This window comes from Acinetobacter brisouii CIP 110357, assembly GCF_000488275.1.
In the GTDB taxonomy this organism is placed as follows: domain Bacteria; phylum Pseudomonadota; class Gammaproteobacteria; order Pseudomonadales; family Moraxellaceae; genus Acinetobacter; species Acinetobacter brisouii.
In genome coordinates this window covers 1,281,943-1,305,832 of record NZ_KI530762.1, presented here as the reverse complement: position 1 = coordinate 1,305,832, position 23,890 = coordinate 1,281,943, and the positions used below count along the sequence as shown (strand labels likewise).

The 23,890-nt window shown below is 39.8% G+C and carries 22 protein-coding genes; 15 read left to right on the top strand and 7 right to left on the bottom strand.

Annotated elements, in window-relative coordinates:
* Window positions 1–253 precede the first annotated feature (253 nt).
* The 3 genes from brnQ (at window position 254) to P255_RS06115 (ending at window position 2,475) form a co-directional block, all read left to right on the top strand.
* A complete protein-coding gene (gene brnQ, locus P255_RS06125) occupies window positions 254–1,558 on the top strand; it encodes a branched-chain amino acid transport system II carrier protein (protein WP_004901583.1) in 1,305 nt (434 codons plus the stop codon).
* A 268-nt stretch (window positions 1,559–1,826) separates the two neighbouring features.
* A complete protein-coding gene (locus P255_RS06120) occupies window positions 1,827–2,045 on the top strand; it encodes a hypothetical protein (protein WP_004901580.1) in 219 nt (72 codons plus the stop codon).
* A gap of 190 nt (window positions 2,046–2,235) precedes the next feature.
* Window positions 2,236–2,475 carry a hypothetical protein gene (locus P255_RS06115; RefSeq protein ID WP_228127512.1) on the top strand — a complete coding sequence of 80 codons (240 nt, stop codon included), beginning with the start codon at window positions 2,236–2,238 and terminating at the stop codon, window positions 2,473–2,475.
* Window positions 2,476–2,516: 41 nt separating this feature from the next.
* Here the strand turns inward: P255_RS06115 and P255_RS06110 are convergent, their stop codons facing one another.
* Window positions 2,517–2,978 carry a hypothetical protein gene (locus P255_RS06110; RefSeq protein WP_004901576.1) on the bottom strand — a complete coding sequence of 154 codons (462 nt, stop codon included), beginning with the start codon at window positions 2,976–2,978 and terminating at the stop codon, window positions 2,517–2,519.
* A 110-nt stretch (window positions 2,979–3,088) separates the two neighbouring features.
* Here P255_RS06110 and P255_RS06105 point away from each other — a divergent pair, with 110 nt between their 5' ends.
* The 5 genes from P255_RS06105 (at window position 3,089) to dapC (ending at window position 9,365) form a co-directional block, all read left to right on the top strand.
* Window positions 3,089–3,811: an AzlC family ABC transporter permease gene (locus P255_RS06105; protein WP_004901575.1), complete on the top strand. Its 723-nt coding sequence runs from the start codon at window positions 3,089–3,091 to the stop codon at window positions 3,809–3,811.
* Window positions 3,808–4,155: an L-valine transporter subunit YgaH gene (gene ygaH, locus P255_RS06100; protein WP_004901574.1), complete on the top strand. Its 348-nt coding sequence runs from the start codon at window positions 3,808–3,810 to the stop codon at window positions 4,153–4,155. The genes P255_RS06105 and ygaH overlap by 4 nt, the downstream gene beginning before the upstream one ends.
* Window positions 4,156–4,273: 118 nt before the next feature.
* Window positions 4,274–5,482, top strand: a complete 1,209-nt coding sequence (gene purT / locus P255_RS06095) for a formate-dependent phosphoribosylglycinamide formyltransferase (RefSeq protein WP_004901573.1) — start codon at window positions 4,274–4,276, stop codon at window positions 5,480–5,482.
* A 29-nt stretch (window positions 5,483–5,511) separates the two neighbouring features.
* Window positions 5,512–8,178 carry a [protein-PII] uridylyltransferase gene (glnD, locus tag P255_RS06090; protein ID WP_004901572.1) on the top strand — a complete coding sequence of 889 codons (2,667 nt, stop codon included), beginning with the start codon at window positions 5,512–5,514 and terminating at the stop codon, window positions 8,176–8,178.
* 17 nt (window positions 8,179–8,195) lie between these two features.
* Window positions 8,196–9,365, top strand: a complete 1,170-nt coding sequence (gene dapC, locus P255_RS06085; protein WP_004901570.1) for a succinyldiaminopimelate transaminase — start codon at window positions 8,196–8,198, stop codon at window positions 9,363–9,365.
* 77 nt (window positions 9,366–9,442) lie between these two features.
* On the opposite strand, the gene P255_RS06080 is transcribed toward dapC, so the two are convergent.
* Window positions 9,443–10,333 carry a LysR substrate-binding domain-containing protein gene (locus tag P255_RS06080; protein WP_004901569.1) on the bottom strand — a complete coding sequence of 297 codons (891 nt, stop codon included), beginning with the start codon at window positions 10,331–10,333 and terminating at the stop codon, window positions 9,443–9,445.
* A 182-nt stretch (window positions 10,334–10,515) separates the two neighbouring features.
* Between P255_RS06080 and P255_RS06075 the strand changes: the two genes are divergently transcribed.
* Together P255_RS06075 and P255_RS06070 are read left to right on the top strand one after the other, a co-directional pair.
* Complete coding sequence (locus tag P255_RS06075) at window positions 10,516–11,931, top strand: aspartate ammonia-lyase (protein WP_004901567.1); 1,416 nt, start codon at window positions 10,516–10,518, stop codon at window positions 11,929–11,931.
* A gap of 168 nt (window positions 11,932–12,099) precedes the next feature.
* Window positions 12,100–13,026: a ketopantoate reductase family protein gene (locus P255_RS06070; protein ID WP_004901565.1), complete on the top strand. Its 927-nt coding sequence runs from the start codon at window positions 12,100–12,102 to the stop codon at window positions 13,024–13,026.
* 29 nt (window positions 13,027–13,055) lie between these two features.
* On the opposite strand, the gene P255_RS06065 is transcribed toward P255_RS06070, so the two are convergent.
* The gene (locus P255_RS06065) at window positions 13,056–13,526 is read right to left on the bottom strand and encodes an Lrp/AsnC family transcriptional regulator (RefSeq protein WP_004752070.1); all 471 of its coding nucleotides are present in this window, start codon (window positions 13,524–13,526) and stop codon (window positions 13,056–13,058) included.
* Between the two features lie 522 nt (window positions 13,527–14,048).
* The gene (locus P255_RS06060) at window positions 14,049–15,776 is read right to left on the bottom strand and encodes a glutamine--tRNA ligase/YqeY domain fusion protein (RefSeq protein WP_004901564.1); all 1,728 of its coding nucleotides are present in this window, start codon (window positions 15,774–15,776) and stop codon (window positions 14,049–14,051) included.
* Between the two features lie 167 nt (window positions 15,777–15,943).
* Between P255_RS06060 and P255_RS06055 the strand changes: the two genes are divergently transcribed.
* The 5 genes from P255_RS06055 to P255_RS06035 all read left to right on the top strand — a co-directional run bounded on the left by P255_RS06055 (window position 15,944) and on the right by P255_RS06035 (window position 21,260).
* On the top strand, window positions 15,944–16,453 hold the full coding sequence (locus tag P255_RS06055; protein WP_004752066.1) for a peptidylprolyl isomerase: 510 nt from the start codon (window positions 15,944–15,946) through the stop codon (window positions 16,451–16,453).
* A gap of 15 nt (window positions 16,454–16,468) precedes the next feature.
* Window positions 16,469–17,188: a UDP-2,3-diacylglucosamine diphosphatase gene (locus P255_RS06050; protein WP_004901560.1), complete on the top strand. Its 720-nt coding sequence runs from the start codon at window positions 16,469–16,471 to the stop codon at window positions 17,186–17,188.
* 513 nt (window positions 17,189–17,701) lie between these two features.
* On the top strand, window positions 17,702–18,181 hold the full coding sequence (locus P255_RS06045) for a chorismate--pyruvate lyase family protein (RefSeq protein ID WP_004901557.1): 480 nt from the start codon (window positions 17,702–17,704) through the stop codon (window positions 18,179–18,181).
* 9 nt (window positions 18,182–18,190) lie between these two features.
* Window positions 18,191–19,069: a 4-hydroxybenzoate octaprenyltransferase gene (gene ubiA, locus P255_RS06040; protein ID WP_004901555.1), complete on the top strand. Its 879-nt coding sequence runs from the start codon at window positions 18,191–18,193 to the stop codon at window positions 19,067–19,069.
* Between the two features lie 178 nt (window positions 19,070–19,247).
* A complete protein-coding gene (locus tag P255_RS06035) occupies window positions 19,248–21,260 on the top strand; it encodes an esterase/lipase family protein (RefSeq protein WP_035365297.1) in 2,013 nt (670 codons plus the stop codon).
* A gap of 59 nt (window positions 21,261–21,319) precedes the next feature.
* Here P255_RS06035 and prpF read toward each other — a convergent pair whose 3' ends face one another.
* The 3 genes from prpF to P255_RS06020 form a co-directional block, all read right to left on the bottom strand.
* Window positions 21,320–22,504, bottom strand: coding sequence for a 2-methylaconitate cis-trans isomerase PrpF (gene prpF / locus P255_RS06030; protein ID WP_004901551.1), 1,185 nt, complete (start codon window positions 22,502–22,504; stop codon window positions 21,320–21,322).
* A gap of 215 nt (window positions 22,505–22,719) precedes the next feature.
* Window positions 22,720–23,094, bottom strand: a complete 375-nt coding sequence (locus P255_RS06025) for a ribonuclease E inhibitor RraB (RefSeq protein ID WP_004901549.1) — start codon at window positions 23,092–23,094, stop codon at window positions 22,720–22,722.
* 127 nt (window positions 23,095–23,221) lie between these two features.
* Window positions 23,222–23,887 carry a pseudouridine synthase gene (locus P255_RS06020; protein ID WP_004901548.1) on the bottom strand — a complete coding sequence of 222 codons (666 nt, stop codon included), beginning with the start codon at window positions 23,885–23,887 and terminating at the stop codon, window positions 23,222–23,224.
* Window positions 23,888–23,890 lie beyond the last annotated feature (3 nt).

The window sequence follows — 23,890 nt, the reverse complement described above, 5'->3', positions numbered from 1 at the left end:
TGCTTAAATAAAAAATTTACTTTTTGTTATTTTTAAGTATTTGATAAATAATATATATTTTAATAAATAAAACATAAAATATATATTTTAATAAAATTGAAAAATAGGTAAATAAATCAAACTTAGAAAGTTTAAATCTCTTAAATTTGAATTTATAAAAAATAATCATGCTTTATTTAAGAGCATAAGGATTTTAAAAAGTTTTTTTTTGCACTAGAATCTATCGCTTTGTTTCAACATCCTCCCTGTTTTTATGAATAAGCTGAATATAAGAGATATTATTGCTTTAGGTTTTATGACCTTTGCACTATTTATTGGTGCAGGCAATATTATCTTTCCTCCCATTGTTGCTCAGCAAGCTGGTGAGCATGTCTGGCTTGCAGCAGCAGGCTTTTTGATTACTGCGGTTGGGTTACCTGTTTTAACAATTATGGCGCTTTCTCGTGTAGAAGGATCTATTGAAACGCTTAGTGCTCCTTTAGGTCGTTTTTCAAGTTTATTGTTGACCATAGTCTGTTATTTAGCTGTGGGCCCTTTATTTGCAACTCCCCGTACTGCAACCGTTTCTTATGAAATCGGTTTCTCCTCTTACTTTGGTAATTCTCCAATGCATCTATTTATTTATAGCTGCATTTATTTCACCATTGTTGGCATTATTTCACTGTACCCAAACAAATTGCTCGATACGATTGGGCATGTGCTTGCACCACTCAAAATTGTTGCTTTGGCAATTTTATGTATCGCAACGCTGGTCTTCCCGATTTTAGTCTCACCACCAGCAGTACATAACTATATTCAGCAACCGATGTCTGAAGGTCTGGTAAATGGTTACTTAACCATGGATACGCTTGGCGCTCTGGTCTTCGGTATCGTCATTGTACAAGCAATTCAGTCTCGTGGTGTATCTGACAAAAAGCTGATCATGCGCTACGCAATTATTGCAAGTATTATGGCTGGCGTTGGTTTAACAATTTTGTATTTATGCTTATTCCGCCTTGGTTTGCAAAGCTATGCATTTATCACTACGGCAACCAACGGCGCGGAAATCCTACACGCCTATGTACAGCATACGTTTGGTGATATTGGCTCGTTGTTCTTAACGGTCTTGATTTTCCTTGCCTGTACAGTGACTGCGATTGGTTTAACCTGTTCGTGTGCTGAATATTTCCATGAACTGACTAAAATTTCGTACAAATTACTGGTATTGGTGTTAGTACTATTTGCACTGTTGATTTCCAATTTGGGTTTAACCAAACTGATTGCATTCTCAGTTCCTGTACTCACAGCAATTTACCCGCCAGCAATTGTTGTCATTCTTCTGAGTTTCTTATGGAAGTTCTTCAATCGTCCATCGTTAATTGTGATGCCTGTGACTGCTGTTGCACTGGTTTTTGGTGTTTTTGAAGGCTTAAAAGCATCAAGCTTGAGTAATCTTGTACCTGGCTTTTTGTCACAATTACCACTCGATGCACAAAATCTGGCATGGTTAATTCCATCTGTTGCGATTTTTGGCCTGTTCTTTGTCATCGATAAGTTTCTTGCAATTTCTCGACACTAAATTAAAGATAATTAAATTTCAGATATTTAATTACTTTCAAAAAATGCCTGATTCATTCAGGCATTTTTTTTGCTTATATTTTTACCGTAGTTTACAGAGTGACTCTGGGAATTCACACAATGTGACTAGGCTATAACTTTTAGTTGTTTTTGTCATATTACCTTAACAAAAAAATGTTAATAGCTCTTGAATTTAGCCAAAATTCAAAGTAAAACGGTAAGAATTGACTGAAACAGTGTGTTTGTCGTGATAGACAGGAGAAGTGAGGATGATTTCAATGAACAAACTAATCTTCATTAACAATGCAGTAAAACATAATCAGCAAGCATTGACGTATTGTTTTACTACGCTAGCACTCATGTTAACGCTAACATTTGAAGGCGTTATTACAGGAAATCTCAAACCTGCATACTTTTTATATGCACTTGTTGTGTCACTCGCCTTTGCGCTGTGGGCAGTCATTGATCATAAGTTCCGTAAGCAATAATTCAAAAAAAACTGGATTGATATCCAGTTTTTTTATATCCACTTAATCTCAATATTCTGACTAAAAACTTAATCAAAAAAACGTATATCAAAATAATAAAAAAAAGATTCAAATTCACTACATTATTTAACCAATTAAATTCAGTATGATGATGTATAGGTAATTTTACCTAGATTAATGATAAAGGTTCATGATGAAAAAAATTCTAACTTCTGCTGTTGCTTTAACTTTTGCAGTTTTAAGTGCCAATGCTATGGCTTGCCCTAAAGGTACAACTTTACAAGGTGGTACAGGCCCAAAACATAAAGGTGGTAAATGTGTGCTAGTACACAAAGTTGATAAGAAAACTCCTGCTAAAGCTGCACCAGCTAAAGCACCAGAGAAAAAAATGACAAATACTCCAGCACCAACAAACAAACCTAAAGCATAATCTTTAGACATAAAAAAAGCGGTTTATACCGCTTTTTTATTTTAATTGGCTGGCGTATTGCCTAGATTTGGGTGATCAATCGCATCTTTACACAAGGCTTTATCACGTGTGTAGTCTGCATAAGTTTGCGCAATATCTGAATCCTGATTTGCTGTTGCCCTTGCCCATGAATCTAGGCTAGTCATGGCTTTACGACATAATGCATATTTACCTTCAGTCACAGAGTCCGTCATTTTTACATTGATCCGCCACGCAACACCTAGCTCGCGTAAGGGTTTACGAACATCTGTTTCAATTTTGGTGAGTTGCTTTTGTTCAACAATCGGTTCAACTTGATTGATCAGTGCCCATGCTTTATGTGCATAGGTAGTTGCATCATTGGTGAGTTTTGGTGCGGGTTTAATTTCTACTTTCTTCTCCGAAGAAGATCGGTCACAACCTTCCAAGCCTAAACATAAGCATGCCGTCATTAGATAAGCGACTTGATGTTTTTTCAACAGCATAAGGTTGCCTCATTCAAAATATTTCAGCGCTGAGCTGCATGATTTCATTTACAATAACATTTTTAGAATTTTAGTAGATATTTTGGTGCAATGCACCCAAACTGAAAAATATGTCTCAATCTCATGCAAGTTTTTGGCAAGGTTTTAAAGACAGTCAAGCCATTATGCTGACTTATTTGCCTGTTTCTTTTGCTTTTGGTGTCTCTGCTACCAAATTTGGGTTTTCTGCCTTTGAAGCCTTATTTTTGTCTTGCACCATGTATGCAGGAGCCAGCCAGTTTTTGGTGGTCGCATTACTTGCGAGTGGTTCTTCGATTTGGCTAGCAGCCATTACCGTGATTGCTTTAGATATTCGCCATGTATTGTATGGCCCTGCTTTACAGCATCTTATTCAACAAAAACTGAATCTTAAAAAGACTGCAATTTGGGGTTGGGGACTCACTGACGAAGTATTTGCCCGCGCTATGATTCAACTGTCACAGCGCCGTCAGGACTGGAGCGAATCATGGATGCTAGGCGTAAGTCTGTCGAGCTGGTTCTCTTGGGCGCTGGGCAGCTTTTTAGGTGGCTTATTTGCTAACCAAATGCATCTTCTTCCCAAATTTCTACAGGCTTCTCTCGATTTCTTATTACCTGCCCTGTTTTTAAGCTTTTTACTGGCTGCCTTTGAAAAACGTCATACGCTGGTCGTTGCAGTAACGCTGATTGTGGCGGGTTTGGCTTGTTATCTGATCAATCTCTCTGCGGCAATTTTCTTGGGAATATTGGCAGGGATTGGTGTAGGACTGTTTAAACATTATATTTTGAAGCAGCAGGATGAGCATCATTTATGAATTTATCCATTATCCTGATTGGGATTATTGTCGGAATTGCCAACTTTAGCTCACGCTTTATGCCGCTGTGGTTTATTCAAAAATACCAGCAACACGAACAAAGACGTGGCGCAGTCTGGCTGAGAATTGCTTTAAGTTGTATTGGAATTTCGGCGATTAGTGCCATGCTCATGGTTGCGACCTTACCACCCTTAATCGCCACACCCGACAAAATCATTGCTATGAGTTTAGGTTTTATTACCTTGACTGTGCTCTATGTAAAAACTCGGCGTATGGTACTGGCAACCTTGTGTGCTGCACTGATTTATGGCATCAGCTACACTTATTTACCTGCTGTGCTATAAAATAAATCATGTCCATTTGCTTATTTTTAAATAAAATTTGATTTTTATTCTCTGATCAGCATAACAGCTCTCCGAGTTCTGTTATGCTAAAAGTCCACCTGAAATAAGGATGAATTGCATGCACGTCTCTATCGGTACTCCGCTTCAATCTTCAGCATTTAAAGTGTTGCTTTTAGGCTCTGGTGAACTGGGTAAAGAAGTCGTCATCTCTTTGCAACGCCTAGGTGTAGAAGTACATGCCGCAGACCGATATGACCACGCACCAGCCATGCAAGTTGCACACTTCTCATACACGCTCAATATGGCAAATGCCCAAGAGCTACAACAACTCATTGATCAAGTTCAACCACATTTAATTGTTCCTGAAATTGAAGCGATTGCAACTGAAGTCTTGGTTGCGATTGAACAAAAACAACAAACCACGATTATTCCTTCAGCGAAAGCCGTAAACCTGACCATGAACCGTGAAGGTATTCGTCGTTTAGCGGCTGAAGAGTTAGGTCTACCAACCTCAACTTATCGTTTTGCCGATTCTTTAGAAAGTTTCCGTGCCGCATGTGACGATATTGGTTATCCAAACTTTGTAAAACCTGTCATGTCGTCATCAGGTAAAGGTCAGTCACGCGTGAAAAGCTTTGCTGAAGTCGATGCTGCATGGGAATACGCAATGCAGGCAGGCCGTGTCAATCAGGGTAAAGTAATTGTAGAATCACAAATCGATTTTGATTTTGAAATTACACTACTGACTGTCCGTGCCAAAAATCCTGAAACTGGCATTATTGAAACGCATTTCTGTGATCCAATTGGACACCGCCAAGACTCGGGTGACTATGTTGAAAGCTGGCAGCCTCAACCAATGTCTACTGTTGCCTTAGCAACCTCTCAGCAAATTGCCGATAAAGTAACAACAGCCTTGGGTGGTTGTGGCATTTTCGGCGTTGAGTTATTTGTCAAAGGTGATCAAGTGTGGTTTAGTGAAGTTTCACCTCGCCCACATGACACAGGTCTAGTGACCTTGGCATCACAGTTCCAAAGTGAGTTTGAACTACATGCCCGCGCGATTTTAGGCTTGCCTGTCAACACAACTCGCCATAGCATTGCTGCAAGTGCAGTCATTTACGCAGGGGTTGATGATACCAACCTGTCTTTTGGTAACTTACAAAATGTATTGGCTCAGCCAAATACCGACCTTCGCCTCTTTGGCAAACCAGAAGGCTTTAAACGCCGCCGCATGGGGGTTGTCACTGCACGTGCAGAAAGCACTGATCAGGCACGTGATATTGCACAACAGGCAGCACAAAGCGTAGCTGTGCAACAAAACCATTAAAGTAAACTTGACACATAGGCCAAAAAACCATGATTGAAACCTTGCCCCTGTTGGATTATGTGAAAGATAACCAAGACATTCGCGCAATTAATCAATGGCGCAATGATGTTGAACAGCAACTCGAACAGTTTTTTGCCGAAGGCTATAGCATTCGTCAAATCGTACTGGCACGTTCTAACATGATTGATGAAGCACTGACTTTTTTATGGAAGCATGCAGGTCTAGAACAGAGCGAATTGGGTCTGTTTGCTGTCGGTGGTTATGGTCGCCGTGAAATGCTGCCATATTCTGATGTTGATATCATGATTTTGTCAGAGCATGAGTTAACGGAAGAACAGGAAAAACAGGTGTCTCGTTTTATCGCATCACTTTGGGATGTGGGTAATTTTAAACCAGGGGTAAGTGTTCGTTCGATTGCTAGTTGTATCGATCAGGCTCGTCATGACTTGACGATCGCCACCACGCTGATCGAAGCTCGTCTACTGATTGGCAACGTCCAGCTAAGTAAATGGCCACGCCGTATTGTTTCTGAAACATGGACAGATCAGACTTTTTTCGATGCAAAAATGCAGGAACAAAGTAAACGTTATGCTCAACACAACAATACTGAAAGCAATTTAGAGCCAGATATTAAAAATGCTCCAGGTGGCATTCGTGATATGAACCAAATTGGCTGGATTGCCAAGCGGCACTTTCGAGTCAATCGAGTCTATGATTTGGTACATTTAGGCTTTATTTCAGAGTTTGAGCTTAAAGTTTTAGAAGAAGCTGAAAGTTTTTACTGGGAAATTCGCCATCATTTGCACCGTTTGACCAAGCGCGATGAAAACCGTTTGTTATTTGACTACCAACGTGAAATTGCCGCTAAGTTTGGCTATGAACGTGAAGAAGGTAAATCACCGAACTATCCAATCGAACAGTTCATGAGGCGTTATTATCGTACTGCGCAACAGGTTTCAACGCTCAATGAAATTTTATTGGCATATTTCAATGAATCAGTCATCACGCCAAGATTGCCACATTATGAACGTGAAATCGAACAGATCAATACGCATTTTAAGCTGGTCGATCATAAAATTGCGGTGCAGCACCACAAGGTCTTTGCTGAAAATCCAAGTGCCATTCTAGAAATTTTCTATTTATTAGCGACCCGCCCTGAAATTGAGGGTATTCGCGCCCGTACCTTACGTTTGCTCACACTTGCTGCAAAAGGAATTGACCAGACGTTCCGTAATAAACCTGAACATCAGGCATTGTTTATGGAAATTATTCGTACATCAGGACGTTTGTACGAAACACTGGCTGCAATGAAACGCTATGGCATTTTAGGTAACTATTTACCTGCGTTTGGGCACATTATGGGGCTGATGCAATATGATCTGTTCCATATTTACACCGTTGATCAACATACTTTACTGTTACTGCGCAATCTCAGCCGCTTTAAAGAACCTGAATTTGCCAAACAGTTCCCTGTAGTCAGTTCAGTATATCAGCGTTTGCAACGCCGTGACATTGTCATGATTGCTGCATTATTCCATGACATTGCCAAAGGTCGTGGTGGTGATCATAGTGAACTGGGTGCTGAAGATGCAATCGAGTTCTGTCGTATGCACGGTTTTACCGAGCGTGAAGGAAAACTCATTGCATGGTTAATCCAAAACCACTTGCTCATGTCACTGACTGCACAGAAAAAAGATATTTCAGACCCAACCGTCATTAAAGATTTTGCTGAAAAATTAGGTGACATGGAGCATCTGGATTATTTATATACCCTGACCGTTGCTGATATTAACGCGACCAATCCAAATCTCTGGAATACATGGCGTTCATCACTGATGCGTCAGCTTTATACTCAGGCGCGTGATGTCATCCGCTTAGGGCTTGATCGCCCTGTTGACTATAAGATGCTGATTGAAGACACCAAGTTTGCCGCAAGTGAACTACTGGTCAATGAATTTTCATTAACAGATGTAGAACGGGTGTGGCAAGAACTTGGTGATGATTACTTCCTGAAAGAATCTGCCGAAGATATTGCATGGCATACCCGTGCAATCTTGGAACATGGTGAAAACCCAGCGCCATTGGTCAAGTTGCGTGCACATCGTAAATCTGCACCCGATGCCATTCAGATCTTTATTTATACACAAGACAAACCTAATCTGTTTGCAACGACAGTTGCCATTCTTGACCGTATGAATCTCGATGTACAAGATGCACGTATTATCACAGCGACCAAAGCATTTAGCCTCGACACCTATATTGTCCTAGATCGTTTTGGCACACTATTGACCGATCCTGAACGTGAAACCAACGTGAAGGAGTCTCTGGTAGATGCATTGAGTCATTCAGACAAATATCCTGGTCTGATGCAACGCCGTATTCCACGCCAGTTACGTCACTTTGATATTGAAAATACGGTCGATATTAGTCTTAATCCTGTACTCAACCAAAACATGGTGGAAATCTCAACCCTTGACCAGCCTGGTCTACTGGCGCGAGTGGGTGGTTTGTTTATGATGCAGGGCTTGGACATTCACTCTGCAAAAATTGCCACTTTAGGTGAACGTGCAGAAGATATTTTCTTTGTGACAAAGAAAAATAATATCCCGATGTCGGATACAGAAGCTTCAACCTTAGCACAACAGCTCAAAGCGGCTTTAGATGAAGCCTCTAGTCAAGTGATTGTGCAACATTAATTTTGGTAGTTAACCCAATGAACTCGAGTTTATCTCTTTTACATCCTTACCCTTTTGAAAAGCTGAATCGTCTTTTTCAGGACATTCAGCCTGCTGATTTACCACTGATTCCACTTTCAATTGGTGAACCAAAGCACCCTGCCCCTGAGTTTGTCAAACAATCCATCATTGACAATTTTGCACATTTGTCGACCTACCCGAACAGTAAAGGTGTGCCTGAGTTACGCCAAAGTATCGCTCACTGGCTGACCCAGCGTTTTAAGCTTCAACAAATCAGTGCAGAGCATGAAATTTTACCTGTTTCAGGGACACGTGAAGCTTTATTTTCATTTGTGCAAGCTTTGGTACGCCGTGAAGATGCACCATATGTGGTTATGCCAAACCCGTTTTACCAAATTTATGAAGGTGCAGCCATCTTGGCTGGCGCAAAACCGTACTTCATTAACTGTACTGAAGAAAATGGTTATTTGGGCGACTTCGATGCTGTTCCTGCTGAAGTTTGGGAAAAAACTGCATTATTGTTTGTTTGTACACCAGGTAACCCAACAGGTGCTGTACTTTCTAAAGAACAATTTAAAAAGTTAATTGCGCTCTCTGACCAATATGGCTTTGTAATCGCTTCAGATGAATGTTATTCGGAGCTTTGGTTTGATGAAGCACCAACGGGTTTATTGGAAGTTTGTGCAGAAATCGGTCGTCACGATTACAAAAATTGTGTGGTCTTCCACTCGTTGTCTAAGCGTTCAAACCTGCCGGGCATGCGTTCAGGTTTTGTTGCAGGTGATGCAAGTTTGCTCAAACCGTATTTGCAATACCGTACCTATCATGGTGCGGCAATGCCAGTACAACATCAAATTGCCTCTATCTCTGCATGGAATGATGAGCAGCACGTTGAAGAAAACCGTAGACTCTACCGTGCTAAATTTGATTTATTTCAGTCTGAGCTTGGGCATTTATTGCCATTACAAAAACCAGATGCAGGGTTTTATTACTGGTTAAAAGTCGATAATGACGAGCAATTCGCACGCATGCTGATGGAAAAAGCGCATATTAAAGTTTTACCAGGGCGCTATTTATCTCGCGATACAAAACAAGGTAACCCAGGTGAAAATCATGTGCGTATGGCGCTCGTTGCCGATATTGCTCAGTGTGAACAAGTTATTGAACGTTTAAAGCGTATTCTTTAATTTCATTGTTATATTAACTTAGATTGGTTTAAATCAAATCACGATGCTGATATTTAAATATCAGCATCGTTTTTATTTTATTTATTTTTAAGCTCTTTAAAATGCTCAAAAACAAATTGAGTTAATGGATTATTATTTAATTTACTTTTATAAATATAAATACTTTGATTCACCACATATTGCGAGGTTGATAGTTCAATCAGTTTGTTTTCTGCCAGTTCATCCATAATGGTAATTCTTGGCAACCATGCAACTCCAACACCTTGCAACACCAATTGCTTTAAATTTTCAGCATTATCAGTCTCATACAAAATATGACAATCTAAATTATTAGTTTGAATCACATGATCAACCAAATTTCTCAAATACGCATTTTTACTATAGGTCAGCAATGGAAAATGTTGATTTAAATCATATGTTTTATTGGTTGTTTTTGCATAAACTGGAATAATCTCAGTCTCTCCAACCCGAACAGAAGATAACGCATCGAACTTACCCTGATTCATTTCATGTTTAGAAGCATAAGAAACCAGAAAATCGATTTTCCCTTCTTTTAAAAGTTTTAATCCTTCACCTGTATTAATGGCCATAATTTCAAATTTTATGGCTTGTTCCTCAATCGGAACAAATCTTAAATAATCGGCAAAGAAACTATTTACCAGAGAATGAACAACTGCAAATCTTAGAGTATTATCTTTGGTGTTTTTAATCTCATAAATGAGTTGCATACTTTCATTTAATTGCGCTTGTAACGTATTTGCTGTGGATAATAAAACCTGTCCTAATTCTGTAAAACTTACTTCCTTGCTGTTTCGATCAATAATCGAAAAACCTACAGTTTCTTCGAGATGTTGTAATCTTCGACTAAACGCAGATTGTGAAATATATCTTTTTTGTGCAGCTTTTGAAATTGAACGTTCCTGATCGAGGGTAATCAGATCAAGAGCCCAACGAATTTCAAGATTCATAGATCACTTTGATTGGTTGCTATGTTAAAGCGCTGAATTATACGCATAGATTATGAGGAAAATACATATCCATTTTTTGATGAATACTATGCAAAAAATACATATCTCAAGAATTTTATGCATTATCAATTTGGCTTTTTTGTTTCTATGATTTGGCTATCTCCTCTTGATTGTTACCAAATATGAATACTAATGTTTCAGTTCGCTCAGAAAAAGATCTTTTAGGCTATCGTGATATTCCTAACCAATTTTACTTTGGTGTTCAGACACTTAGAGCTATTGAAAACTTTAACTTAACACACAGCAAAATTAGTAATCATCCAAATTTTATTATTGCTCTTGCAATGGTTAAACAGGCTTGTGCACAAGCCAACCACAAACTTGGCAAACTTAGCGAAGAAAAATATCAAGCGATTGAGTTTGCTTGCCAACAGTTAATCAATGGTCATTATCACGACCAGTTCCCTATCGACATGCTTCAAGGTGGTGCCGGTACTTCAACCAACATGAATGCCAATGAAGTAATTGCAAACGTGGCGTTAGAGCACATGGGTTTTGCAAAAGGTGAATACAAACACCTACACCCAAACAATGACGTGAACATGTCTCAATCAACCAATGACGTTTACCCAACTGCGATTCGTGTTGGTTTATTGTTGAGTTTGAAAGGCTTACAAACTGCATTTGCAACCTTGATTCAAGCATTCTCAAACAAGGCTGTTGAATTTAAAGATGTATTGAAAATGGGTCGTACCCAGCTACAAGATGCTGTACCAATGACTTTAGGTCAGGAATTTGCAGCTTTTGCAACCACTTTGAAAAAAGACCTCGACAAAATCAATGCGATTTCACCAGACATGCTTGGCTATGTAAACCTTGGTGGTACTGCAATTGGTACAGGGATTAACACTGAAGCGGCATATGCACCGTATGCAATTTCTGCATTGGCTGCAATCACCAAAGAAAACATCCAAGCTGCACCTGATTTTGTTGAAGCAACTTCAGACATGGGCGACTTTGTTTTATTCTCAGGTTTGCTTAAACGTACTGCAACTAAGTTGTCAAAAATTGCAAACGACTTACGTTTACTTTCAAGTGGCCCACGTACAGGTCTAAATGAAATTAACCTTGAGCCACGCCAACCAGGTAGCTCAATCATGCCAGGTAAAGTGAACCCTGTGATTCCTGAAGCAGTTAACTTGGCTTCTTTCCAAGTGATTGCAAACGACTTGGCAGTTACTTTGGCAGCCGATGCAGGTCAGCTTCAACTTAACGCAATGGAACCATTAATTGCTTTCAAATTGTTTGAATCAATTGATTTACTTGCAAAAGCAATGTTGATGTTTACAGATAAATGTATCAACACCGTGACTGCAAACCCTGAACATTGCAAAAACTTGGTAGAAAATTCAATCGGTATCGTGACTGCATTGAACCCGTACCTTGGTTATGAAAATACAACACGTATTGCAAAAACTGCAAATGTTGAAAACCGCAATGTACTGGATTTAATCCGTGCAGAAAAGTTGTTATCTGAAGAACAACTTTCTGAAATCCTTGCAATTGAAAATATGATTCAACCAAAAGCTTCTGCGTAACTCTCCCGCGCTTTTAAAGGTCAGTCACTTCATGTGACTGACCTCTTTTTTTACTACACCCTCTTGCTAACTGAGCAAAGCACATCCTTAATGCATTTTTATCAGGCATTTATTTGGCTTTTTTTATACACTATTCCATAAAATATTGAACTTAAAAATGGAATTGTCATGCTAGATCAAATTCAACATATTTATGTGATTGGACTGGGTGCAATGGGTGCACTTTACGCATCTAAACTTTATGACTATAACCCCAAACTTGTACATGTCATCTTAGATGAACAGCGCAAAATGCGCTATGAACACGATGGTTTCTGGGTCAACAATAAAAAATATGATTTTGATTATGTTACTCCTGAGCAGAGTAGACACACACCCAAAGCCGACCTGATTATTATCGGGGTTAAAGCTGCACAATTGCATGAAGCCATTGAATTATGTCGTGAAATCCTTCAGCCTAAAACCCGTATTATTTCATTGCTCAATGGTATTAGCAGCGAAAATATGATTGCCGAACATTTAGGGCCACAACATCCTTTTTATGCTTATGGCGTGGCAATGGATGCAACTCGCCAAGATACCCATGTCAGCTACTCTAAAGCGGGGTTCTTGGTATTTGGTGAGCAGAATAACCAAACACCAAGCTCCGATGTACAACAAGTACAGCATTTATTTGAACAGGCACAGATTCCCTATCAAACCCCTGTCGATATGCAATATGCGCTTTGGAAAAAGTTTATGCTGAATGTCGCTGCCAATCAGGTCACAGCAATTTTGAAAATCCCATATGGCGAAGTCAAAACAAATCAGTATGTACAGCAACTCATGTTTTCTGCTGCACAAGAAGTGCTTGATATTGCCCATGTCGCAGGCATTGCGTTAACAGAGCAAGACCATAAAGAGATTCTTATACCGATGCTTCAGCTCAATGATCAGGCCTATACATCAATGTGTCAGGACATTTTAGCCAAACGCAAAACTGAAGTGGCGATTTTTGGGGAAACGGTGATTCAACTGGGTTTAAAGTACCATGTAGCAACACCTGTCAATCAGGTTCTGGTCAATATGATTCATGCGATTGAAGCCAGTTTTTAACCACATTTAAAATCAGATTATGTTGAGCCTTAAACACGGCTCAACATATTATAACAGTTAAAAACATCATATTTTTTAATTACAAAGCTCGAATGCAGTGCGACCACATTTTCGATTTTTGCAATACGGCGCAATAAAATCTCGCTATAGTCTTCCATATTTTTTGCCACAAGCTCAACAATAAAATCTGCACTTTGTCCTGTAACCAGATAGGCATTGATAACTTCGGGAATAGCTTCAATTTGCTCTAAAAAACTGTCAAATGTTTCACTGTCATGTTTGTTCAGAGAGACTTGCAGTAAGATATGCAAGGTAAAACCCAATTTGGCGTAATTAATTTCCCGCTTCAAATTGGTCATAATCTTGGATTCGATCAAATGTTTGATACGGCGATGTACTGAACTGACAGATAAATTAATACGCTCGGACAACTCATTAAGGTTTAAATCTTCATGAGTCAAAATTTCAAGAATTTGCTTGTCATAACGGTCTAATTGCATGAGATTTTTCCATAATTTAATTTTGGAAAAATAATAAGAAATGTATTTTTATCATTGCAGGCTAGAATTTTTAAGGGTCAAGGGAAAACTTATGTTTACTTTTGACAACTTAATGATGCTAACATTAAGCCTTTGGCAAGCAACTTGTGGTTGATTGTGTCTAAAAGCCGAGTCGATACTTTGTGAGCGAGGTTAGCACTTATCTCCCAATATTGGCTAACCAATCTTCTCGATCCCCATCACACCCTGATTCGTACTATAGCAACGGTCATTTCGAATTATTTTCCTGATTAATTCTAATTTAACATCTTTTTGGAATTTTTTTTCACATATAAAACAAAAAAACTTATTTTTTTCTTTTTAATTGTTTTTTAACCAATTTAATTATCTTATTTTCAAGTTTATGAAGAAATTTATATACAAACAAATAACAACCTTCAGCCAAAGAAAAGCCCTCAGATTTCTCTAAGGGCTTGACTGACAAACTGATCTATATTTCAAAAAGCATTGATCTTAAATCAATTATTTTTTCTCAGGCTTAAAGCTATCTTTTAAATCCAAAATACGGTTAAACACTGGTTTTTCCGCACTGTGATCATAACGATCTGCAACGAAATAACCTTCACGTTCAAACTGGAAGCGATCTTCAGGGTTGGCTTGTGCCAAAGCAGGCTCAATCACCGCTTGTAATACAGTCAGTGAATTTGGATTGAGATTTTCTAAGAAATCTTCGCCTTGCTCAGGATCTGCAACACTAAATAGGCGGTCATAAATGCGTACTTCAGCAGGAATACCTTTAGATGCAGATACCCAGTGAATCACGCCTTTCACCTTACGACCTTCAGGATTTTTACCTAAAGTTGCAGGATCAATTGAACATTTTAGTTCAACCACTTCACCATTTTCATCTTTAATCACTTCATCACACTTGATCACATAAGCATGACGTAAACGCACTTCGCCTTCAGGTACTAAACGTTTGAAACCTTTTGGTGGCACTTCTTCAAAGTCTTTACGATCAATGTAAATTTCTTTGCTGAGTGGAATGATACGCTCCCCCATGTATACGTTCGGATGACGTGCATGAGCCAAGTCCATAGCTTCAGGCAAGTTGGTTAACGTTACTTTGAGTGGGTTAAGCACGGCCATACCACGCGCTGCGCTATTTTCAAGCGACTGGCGAATACAGAACTCCAGCATGGCAACATCCACCACACCGTCAGTTTTTGACACGCCTACACGCTTACAGAAATCACGTAAACCTTCAGCAGTGAAACCACGACGGCGCATACCGACTACGGTTGGCATACGTGGGTCATCCCAACCATTGACAAAGTTACCTTCAACCAAACGGCGTAATTTACGTTTTGAGGTGATGGTGTAATCAATGTTTAAACGCGAAGATTCGTACTGACGCGGTACAGCAACAGAATGAACTTTCTCAATCACCCAGTCATAAAACGCGCGGTGATCTTGGAATTCTAAAGTACAGAGTGAATGCGTAACGGCTTCAATGGCATCTGACAATGGATGCGCATAGTCATACATTGGATAGATTTTCCATTTGTCGCCAGTTTGGTGATGCTCAGAATGCAAAATACGATACAAAATCGGATCACGCATATGGACATTTGGGCTAGCCATGTCAATTTTGGCACGTAAAACAGCCTGACCTTCGGCAAAAGTACCATCTTTCATTTTTTCAAAACGTTCAAGATTTTCTTGTACAGTTGCATCACGGTAAGGTGAATTTTTACCAGGTTCAACAAAGTTACCGCGGTTTAACTTAATTTCTTCAGGCGTTTGCAAATCAACATAAGCATCGCCTTGTTCAATCAACTGTACAGCCCATGCATATAATTGATCAAAATAGCTCGAAGCGTAGCATGGCTCGCCTTTCCAGTTAAATCCGAGCCATTTCACATCATTGGCAATACCATCAACATATTCTTGTTCTTCTGCATCTGGGTTAGTATCGTCAAAACGTAAATTACAATAGCCACCAAATTCTTCAGCAACACCAAAGTTCAAGCAAATGGCTTTTACGTGACCAATATGCAAATAACCATTAGGTTCAGGTGGGAAACGGGTTACAACTGTAGCAGTGCGTCCTGCTGCAACATCATCGGTAATGACTTGACGGATAAAGTCTAAGCCGGGCTGTTGTTCTTGCTGCGCAGCATCGACAGTGGCTTGGCTATTCGGTGTCGGTATATTTGGCAGATTTGAAACAGCATCATTCGGCTTCATAATGGATAAATCACTTCTTGGTTAAAAATTTAGGATAATTTAAACGCTATCAGGCTCTTTTCTCAAACAAAATAACGTTTATACTTGCTATCTAGTTTACAGTTTGCTTATGCTTCTCTCAACAAAAAAACCCGTGGCTTTTTTTGCCATGCCTAGGAGATTATGTAATGAGTTTTCCTCAAGTCGAATTAAACACCAATAAAGGTCGTATTGTTCTTGAGCTTAACAGCGAAAAAGCGCCTAAAACAGTGGCAAACTTTTTAGAATATGTGCGTGATGGTTTCTATGATGGTGTAATTTTCCACCGTGTAATCGATGGTTTCATGATCCAAGGTGGCGGTTTCGACGAAAACTTTAAAGAAAAAGCAACTCGTGATGCAATTGAAAACGAAGCTGACAATGGTTTAAGCAACGATGCTGGTACTATTGCTATGGCTCGTACACAAGCACCTCACTCTGCTTCTGCACAGTTCTTTATCAATGTAAAAAGCAACTCTTTCCTAAACCACACTGGCAAAACTACCCAAGGTTGGGGTTATGCCGTATTTGGTAAAGTTGTTGAAGGTATGGACGTTGTTGAACAAATTAAAGGCGTACGTACAGGCAACCGTGGTTACCACGCTGACGTTCCTCTTGAAAATGTTGTGATTGAAACTGCTAAAATTATCGCTGAGTAATTTTAGGATACATTTGTGACCTACCTGTTTATCTCTGATTTACATTTGTCACCTAATCACCCTCGACTCGTTCGAGGGTTTTTAGCTTTATTGCAAGACTATCAGCAAAAGCAAACCCAACTTTATATTTTGGGTGACTGGTTCAATGCATGGATTGGGGATGATAACCGCTCAGCATGGCTTGATGAAATTGTGCAAGCGCTACAAGAGTTTACTGCACAGGGCAATCAGGTTTATTTCCAAGTCGGCAACCGTGATTTTGCATTAAGCCAGAAGTTCCTAAATCAGTTTTCAGGTCATTTGTTACCTGAGATTGCGACATTAAAGATTCACAACCAGTTATATCGCCTTGAACATGGTGATGCGCTGTGTACCGATGATGTTGCATATCAACGCTTTAAAAAAATTATTCGCAATCCGGTTTTACTGTTTATTTTGCGGCGTACGCCACTGAGTTTCCGTAAAAAACTGGCTGATGGCTTTCGACAAAAAAGCCACGAATCCAAACAAGAAAAGCATTACGATATCATGGATGTCAATCAGCAAGCTGTTGATGCTGCACTCAAAGATGTAGATGTTCTCATTCATGGTCACACGCACCGCCCTATGATTCACACAGAAATCAATCATAAACAGCGTATTGTACTGGGTGACTGGCGCGAAAAAACAGGCGAGGCCATGATTTTAGAGATTGATGAGCAAGGTCAGCAGCAGTTTAAGCATTATAAATTTTAATAAACCATGCTAACCAAGCACTTATAATTTGTGTATCTAATAAATTATAACCTTCCTGCACGCTCACTACCGAAAATTACTAATAAAGCAGTTTCTAGTAAGCATTGCAAAATCGGTATAATTTTCTTACCGACCCATCATGCTATAGGATTATACATTGCAGTACGCAATCACTGGATACTACAGATCAAGCCACTTTAAGCCATTCATTATTCTGATTTTTAAACATCACAAATAACATTTGTTTATGTAAAGTTTATTGCCCTGCTTTCGTAATCCAATTTTAATCTCATGCCAATATGCTCGATTTCAAGCAGTACGACACTTTTAAATTCAATGCTTAGCATGAAAAAACGCCGTCAAATTACAGGAAAATTCAAATAAAATAATGATAATTTATAACAAGTTAAAATTTATGACTTCATCAATTTACATCGGTACATTACAATGTTTGCTCCACGTGAATGGCTTTCGAACAATTTGCACGACTGACCACGCAACAAGACACGGCATATGACTCAGCATTATCCACAAGGGCTTGATTCCCATTTAAAATCTTGGCTATATGCCTCAGGCTCACTGACTCAGCAACTCACTCAGCTTGCAGGTGGGCAGTTTCGGGTAGAGCCACTTCAAGAATCTTTTCAGCGCATGCAGCGTCAAGACAGTTTATGGTTGAATATGCCACATCAACATACTGCATGGGTACGAGAAGTCTTTTTATATGGCTGTGAAGCCGAGCCGTGGGTACGTGCCAAAAGTATTTTTCCGATTTTAAGCCTGCAGGGTAAAGCACGGCGCTTTCGGCATTTAGGTCAACGTCCCATTGGGCATTACTTATTTCAACGCACGACACCGCACTGCGAACGGCGGATCCTGCATTTGAATGAGGGCTGGACACGGCAAAGTTGTTATACTTGGCACGGCTGCAAGTTTATTGTTCAAGAAACTTTTTTACCTGCATTTGAACGCTTTATTCAAACATTGCGATGAAGGACTGGCATGGCAACTGTACAACATACCAACTGGCAACAGCGCTTACAAGCATATTATTACCTGTGCCGTTTTGATAAACCGATTGGCACAGAGCTGGTGCTTTGGCCAACCATGTGGGCACTGTGGATTGCAGCAAAAGGTTTCCCTGATTTAAAAACCTTTATTGTGATGTTTCTCGGCGTGATCTTTATGCGTGCCGCAGGCTGCGCGATTAATGACTTCGCCGACCGTAAAGTCGATGGTCATGTTGCTCGTACCAAACAACGTCCACTAGCAACAGGTATCATTCAACCGATTGAAGCCGTAATGGTATTTTTAGCTTTGGTCGCTGCCAGCGCCTGCCTGCTGTTCTTTTTACCAATCGCAACCTTTTATTGTTCTTTTGGCGCTCTCATTTTGGCGTTCATTTATCCATTTATGAAACGCTATACCCATTTACCACAGGTATTTTTAGGCGCAGCATTTTCATGGGCAATCCCTATGGCATTTACAGCAATGGGACGCCCACTGGATTTAACGTGTTGGTTACTGTACTTCGGAAATTTGGCTTGGACCGTCGCATACGACACACAGTATGCAATTACCGACCGTGAATATGACCTAAAAATTGGTGTGAAATCCACCGCAATTTTATTTGGTCGGTATGATATTGAGATTATTAATTTATTACAGGCGGCCAGTGTCGTATTGATTGGCGCAGCATTATATCGAGAAGACTTATTCTATCCTTATGGCATGATTGCACTGTGTGCTGTCATTGCGGACTATGTTTATCAATGGATGCAAACTCGTCAGCGTGACCCACAGCGTTGTTTCAAAACATTCTTGCATAATCGCTGGGTAGGTATGATTATTTTTGCAGGGATCTTTATCGCTCTACTTTAAATCCAGATTTTCTTCGTCTTGAAATAAAACTCCAATATAAATGCATGTCAGGACGGGATACTATTAAAAAATATAAAAGGTGACTGTTTTAGTCGCCTTTTATATTTTTTGCATTGAAAAACGTCCGTAATTTCGTATGCTTCCTTTAACTCTTTTCTTTGTTGCAGATTTAGGCACTATGCATGTAAAACTGTTGAAATCTACATTTGTGTTGATTGGTCTATCCAGCCTCATGTTAAGTGGCTGTCAGGTCGTCAATGTCAAACGCCAAGCCTTAAATGTAACAATTTCCAATGAGCGTGACAGTATTCTCACCCGCGACCAACTGAGCGAAGCCAGTTTAAATGTCTTGTCCATGACAGGACGTGAAGCCAAAAGTTGTGTTGAAAGCCCCGTGGCATGTTTAAAAAATATGCAACAAATTCCACAAGAGCAATTATTTTCCACTGCTAGTGAGCTATATCTAGCAAAAGCCAAATTATTAGAAAACTCATCGGCCTGTAAGAAAAGACCTAAACCAAAGCAGCACCTTTCTGAAAAATATCAACAGCAGCAGCAATTGTTTTCTAGCTGTATTACAGAAGAAGGTGAAATGCTCGACAAAAGTATTCGTTACAGTTATGCCTACTTGTTTCACTCTACTCGAGAACCTGCACAACGCATTTTCGATAACCGACAAGTTCAGGTTCGTGACTTTTATAATCAGGCAATTGCCAAACTTGCCTCTGCATACCCTGCCCAATCAATAGAACAACAAACTACTAACCAACCTGCTAGCATCAAGATTGGCAATAGCACTTATCAAATTGACTTTAGTGACTATCCAGATTTAGCGCATCAGCCAATTGCGAGCTATCTTTCAAGTTACAATATGAATTTTTCAGGGCTACGTTCCATTAACCGACGGGATGGCTTTGGCTCAGAATTTGTGGTGGTCTTGCCCAAAAAGCAACGCAATGAAGAAAATCAGTATATTTTAGATCCTCTACGCTACCAGTTTAACACTGGAAGTAATCCAAATATTCATGCTCCGCGTTACCTTGCAAGCACCATTACCATCGAACCTGAAAAAAACACCAGTTTACAAAGTTTACTGAACAATTCACCTATGGTCGTCAAGATACATGACCCGTATCGTTATGACCGAATCAAGATTGAGCATAGCACTTACCCACTGGCTGCCAATTTCTCTGTGCCCTATGGATTATGGCTAGCACAAAATAATCTAGGCAAATCAGCTTATTTAAGTCTGATTGACCGCGACAAAAACATCGTGATGCCGCATTTATATATGCTGGAACCATTCAACCCGAACAAAAAAGTTATTGTACTGATTCATGGTCTTGCCAGCAGCCCCGAAGCATGGGTACGCCTGACGAATGATATTATGAGCGATCCTGTTTTACGTGAGCATTATCAGGTTTGGCAGGTATTTTATTCAACCAACATGCCGATCATTGAAAGTCGCTTTCAAATTTATGCTTTACTCAAACAATCCTTTGCATTGGTCGATCCTAAAGCACCTGCGTATAGTGATGCCGTGCTGATCGGTCATTCTATGGGTGGAATTATTGCACGCTTACTGGTCAGCAATCAGAACTTGAGCACTCCTGCATTTAAAATTTACAATAGCCGCAGTTTGCTTGCACACAAAACTGACCCTGTCATACTTGAGCGCTTCAATATCCAGCCCATCACCAATTTCAACCGGGCGATTTTCCTGTCTTCTCCAAACAAAGGCACTGCTTTTGCTGAATTGTGGTTTACGAAAATGGCACGTCGAATTATTCGTGTGCCAAGTGTTTTTATGGGCGCGATTGGCGATACTTTAGAGGGTGATCTGAATGTAAAAGGCACCATCAAACAGCTCAATCAAAGTATTATTCAAAATGGCCCTAGTGATCTCAGTTACAAATCCAAATTCATTGCACTCACTAAAAATGTAAATCCACCCAAAGGGTTTATTTTTCATTCAATTATTGGTAATGACACCAAAAGCAATGATCCACAAAAAATAACGGATGGAATCGTTCCTTATAGCAGCGCGCATTTAGATGGTGCTGCGTCAGAGAAAATTATTCACGGGGGACACTCTATTCAGGAAACACCTGAAGCGGTGTTAGAGTTACGGCGGATTTTACGTTTGCATTTAATTCAGCATGGTTTGTACCAAGCCCCAACTGCAAAATAATCTCATAAGCAAGCATGAGAGCATATTTCTGATGCTTGCCTTGAGCTTAGTTCAACAGATTAAAATGTATTGGCAGGCAAATACACTTCACCTTTCATTAAAATACGTGCGCTACGGCTCATAATCGCTTGTTGCATTTGCCATACCCCTTGTTTTTCAATGAGTTCAGCACCAACAGTTAAAGTCCCCGATGGATGACCAAAACAGACTTTATTGCCTGTTTTTGAGCTACGCTTTTCATATAAAATCGTGCCTGGAACGCAAGCTGCGGCTGCAATGGCAATAGCGGCGGTTCCCATCATGGCGTGGTGCAATTTTCCCATAGACACTGCGCGAACAAGCAAGTCAATATCTGTCGCAGCAACAGTTTTTCCGCTTGAGCTGACATAGTCTTGAGCTTGAGCTGCAAATGCAATTTTAGGTGTATGCTGACGCGTTGCAGCTTCTGCAATATCAGTAATTAAACCCATTTTTACTGCGGCATAGGCACGGATTTTTTCAAGTTTGGCCAAGGCTTTTGGATCATTGTTAATATCATCTTGCAACTCGGTTCCGCGATAGCCCAAATCTTCAGCATGTAAAAATACTGTTGGAATTCCTGCTTGAACCATAGTCACTTCAAATGAACCAATTTCAGGCACATCAAGCTGTTCTTTGAGTTTTCCTGTCGGAAAAATTCCTGTGGTTGCTTCAGGGTCAACTGCTTCACAAAATGCCAGTGAAATTTCAGCCGCAGGAAAAGTGACACCATCGAGCTCAAAATCACCCAGTTCCTGCACTTCACCGTCAACAATTGGTACTTCGGCAATAATGGTTTGCTGAATATTCGCCTGCCAAATGCGTACCGTACAAATTCCATTTTCAGGAATTCGGTTAGCATCGACCAAGCCATGACGAATGGCAAAAGGGCCTACTGCCGCAGATAAATTGCCACAGTTCCCACTCCAGTCGACAAAAGCCTGATCAATTGAAACCTGCCCAAACAAATAATCAACGTCATGTTCAGGCTGCTGGCTTTTTGCCACAATCACAGTTTTACTGGTACTTGAAGTTGCACCACCCATGCCATCAATTTGTTTACCATACGGGTCTGGACTTCCAATGACTCTCAGTAAAATTTTGTCACGTGCCGCGCCCGCGACCTGTGCAGCTTCAGGCAGATCATTCAGGTTAAAAAATACGCCTTTACTGGTTCCACCACGCATATACGTTGCTGGAACTGTCATTTGTTTTTGGGCAGCCATTTCCTTATTTTCCTATCTTCTCTATATTTAAAAACGACTCACCTTGCATGAATCTAAATAGCATCATGAATCAAAATTGTCGACAATTCTATTCGACTATGGGGGAATTCGGTTTTTTAAAAAATCTCTTTGATATTTAATTTTTCAATAAAAAAGCCCAAGTTTTAACTTACCTTGGGCTTTTTTTATCTGTTTAGATGTTTAAATCAGATGGGTTACTCTTCATCTTCTTCATATTCAAACAAGTAACTCATACATCCCCAACCATCATATTGGCCACCAAATTCTTTGGCAATTTTAGTAAACCATTCTTCTAGATCTACCACGTCCTGATATTCCAAAATCATGTTGATATGTACATTTAATATCCATAGATTTTCTTGATCAGTATGCTGATCCTCCTGATATAACGAGATTTTTTGCTCTTGATGCAACAAATTCAAAGCACATTTTTCTGCTTGTTCCTTGTGTTCAAAAGCCATTGAAAATTCGACTTCATAAGGCTCGGTAAGATCGCCGCCGTCTTCAACCATCTGCCAAAGCAAGTTGCCATTTTCATCGTCTGGGAATTGCTGATAATCACGTGTCATTGTTGTGTCCTTATTGTCTACTGGCTATTTTTATAAAATACAGCTTAACCCATTTTTATTGCAGTTTAACGATATGTCAAACAAAAAATATTGTCGACAATATGACGATTAAGCATGAATAAGCAGACTAGAATGGTGCAGGTAAATCCAGCTCAATTTCATGCTGAGTTAAAGGTTGTGTGAATGCCAAATATGCTGCATGAAGAGCCATACGTGGCAAAGAGAATTGTCTCGGTTTAGGGTGATATAAGTTATCTCCCATAATTGGATGTCCAATATGTGCCATATGCACACGTAACTGATGAGACCGTCCTGTAATTGGCGTGAGCTTTACACGACTGATATCTAGCTCAAAGTCATAATCTAGACGTTGATACAATGTTTTGGCAGCTTTACCTATATCAAAATCAACTTTTTGTTTCGGGCGATTGGGCCAATCGGTGATTAGAGGAACTTCAACACAACCTTCTGCTGTAATTTCCCCTTGAAGCAATGCCACATAATGTTTAGTGACCTGACGTGCTTGAAACATTTTACTCACTGCAACTTCAGCGTCACGGTGTTTAGCAAACATCAAAAGCCCTGAAGTTGCCATATCTAAGCGATGTGTGACTTTGGCTTGTGGATATTGCTGCAAAATCCGCAAATATGCGCTGTCCTGATGTTCTGGTAAACGCCCCATCACCGACAATAATCCCGCAGGCTTATTAATCACGAGCAAATCATCATCTTCATAAATGGTATGTAATGGTTCTTGTGGCGGGCAATACACAAACGCAACATCGGCAGACATAAT

Excerpts from the sequence above, each read along its gene's own strand:
- P255_RS06075 (WP_004901567.1), top strand. The coding sequence starts at position 10,516 with ATGAATACTAATGTTTCAGTTCGCTCAGAAAAAGATCTTTTAGGCTAT.
- P255_RS06110 (WP_004901576.1), bottom strand. The coding sequence starts at position 2,978 with ATGCTGTTGAAAAAACATCAAGTCGCTTATCTAATGACGGCATGCTTA.
- P255_RS06045 (WP_004901557.1), top strand. The coding sequence starts at position 17,702 with ATGACTCAGCATTATCCACAAGGGCTTGATTCCCATTTAAAATCTTGG.
- P255_RS06035 (WP_035365297.1), top strand. The coding sequence starts at position 19,248 with ATGCATGTAAAACTGTTGAAATCTACATTTGTGTTGATTGGTCTATCC.
- ygaH (WP_004901574.1), top strand. The coding sequence starts at position 3,808 with ATGAATTTATCCATTATCCTGATTGGGATTATTGTCGGAATTGCCAAC.
- P255_RS06020 (WP_004901548.1), bottom strand. The coding sequence starts at position 23,887 with ATGTCTGCCGATGTTGCGTTTGTGTATTGCCCGCCACAAGAACCATTA.
- P255_RS06105 (WP_004901575.1), top strand. The coding sequence starts at position 3,089 with ATGTCTCAATCTCATGCAAGTTTTTGGCAAGGTTTTAAAGACAGTCAA.
- dapC (WP_004901570.1), top strand. The coding sequence starts at position 8,196 with ATGAACTCGAGTTTATCTCTTTTACATCCTTACCCTTTTGAAAAGCTG.
- P255_RS06065 (WP_004752070.1), bottom strand. The coding sequence starts at position 13,526 with ATGCAATTAGACCGTTATGACAAGCAAATTCTTGAAATTTTGACTCAT.
- brnQ (WP_004901583.1), top strand. The coding sequence starts at position 254 with ATGAATAAGCTGAATATAAGAGATATTATTGCTTTAGGTTTTATGACC.
- P255_RS06120 (WP_004901580.1), top strand. The coding sequence starts at position 1,827 with ATGATTTCAATGAACAAACTAATCTTCATTAACAATGCAGTAAAACAT.
- purT (WP_004901573.1), top strand. The coding sequence starts at position 4,274 with ATGCACGTCTCTATCGGTACTCCGCTTCAATCTTCAGCATTTAAAGTG.
- P255_RS06115 (WP_228127512.1), top strand. The coding sequence starts at position 2,236 with ATGATGAAAAAAATTCTAACTTCTGCTGTTGCTTTAACTTTTGCAGTT.
- glnD (WP_004901572.1), top strand. The coding sequence starts at position 5,512 with ATGATTGAAACCTTGCCCCTGTTGGATTATGTGAAAGATAACCAAGAC.
- P255_RS06080 (WP_004901569.1), bottom strand. The coding sequence starts at position 10,333 with ATGAATCTTGAAATTCGTTGGGCTCTTGATCTGATTACCCTCGATCAG.
- prpF (WP_004901551.1), bottom strand. The coding sequence starts at position 22,504 with ATGGCTGCCCAAAAACAAATGACAGTTCCAGCAACGTATATGCGTGGT.
- P255_RS06055 (WP_004752066.1), top strand. The coding sequence starts at position 15,944 with ATGAGTTTTCCTCAAGTCGAATTAAACACCAATAAAGGTCGTATTGTT.
- P255_RS06070 (WP_004901565.1), top strand. The coding sequence starts at position 12,100 with ATGCTAGATCAAATTCAACATATTTATGTGATTGGACTGGGTGCAATG.
- ubiA (WP_004901555.1), top strand. The coding sequence starts at position 18,191 with ATGGCAACTGTACAACATACCAACTGGCAACAGCGCTTACAAGCATAT.
- P255_RS06025 (WP_004901549.1), bottom strand. The coding sequence starts at position 23,094 with ATGACACGTGATTATCAGCAATTCCCAGACGATGAAAATGGCAACTTG.
- P255_RS06060 (WP_004901564.1), bottom strand. The coding sequence starts at position 15,776 with ATGAAGCCGAATGATGCTGTTTCAAATCTGCCAAATATACCGACACCG.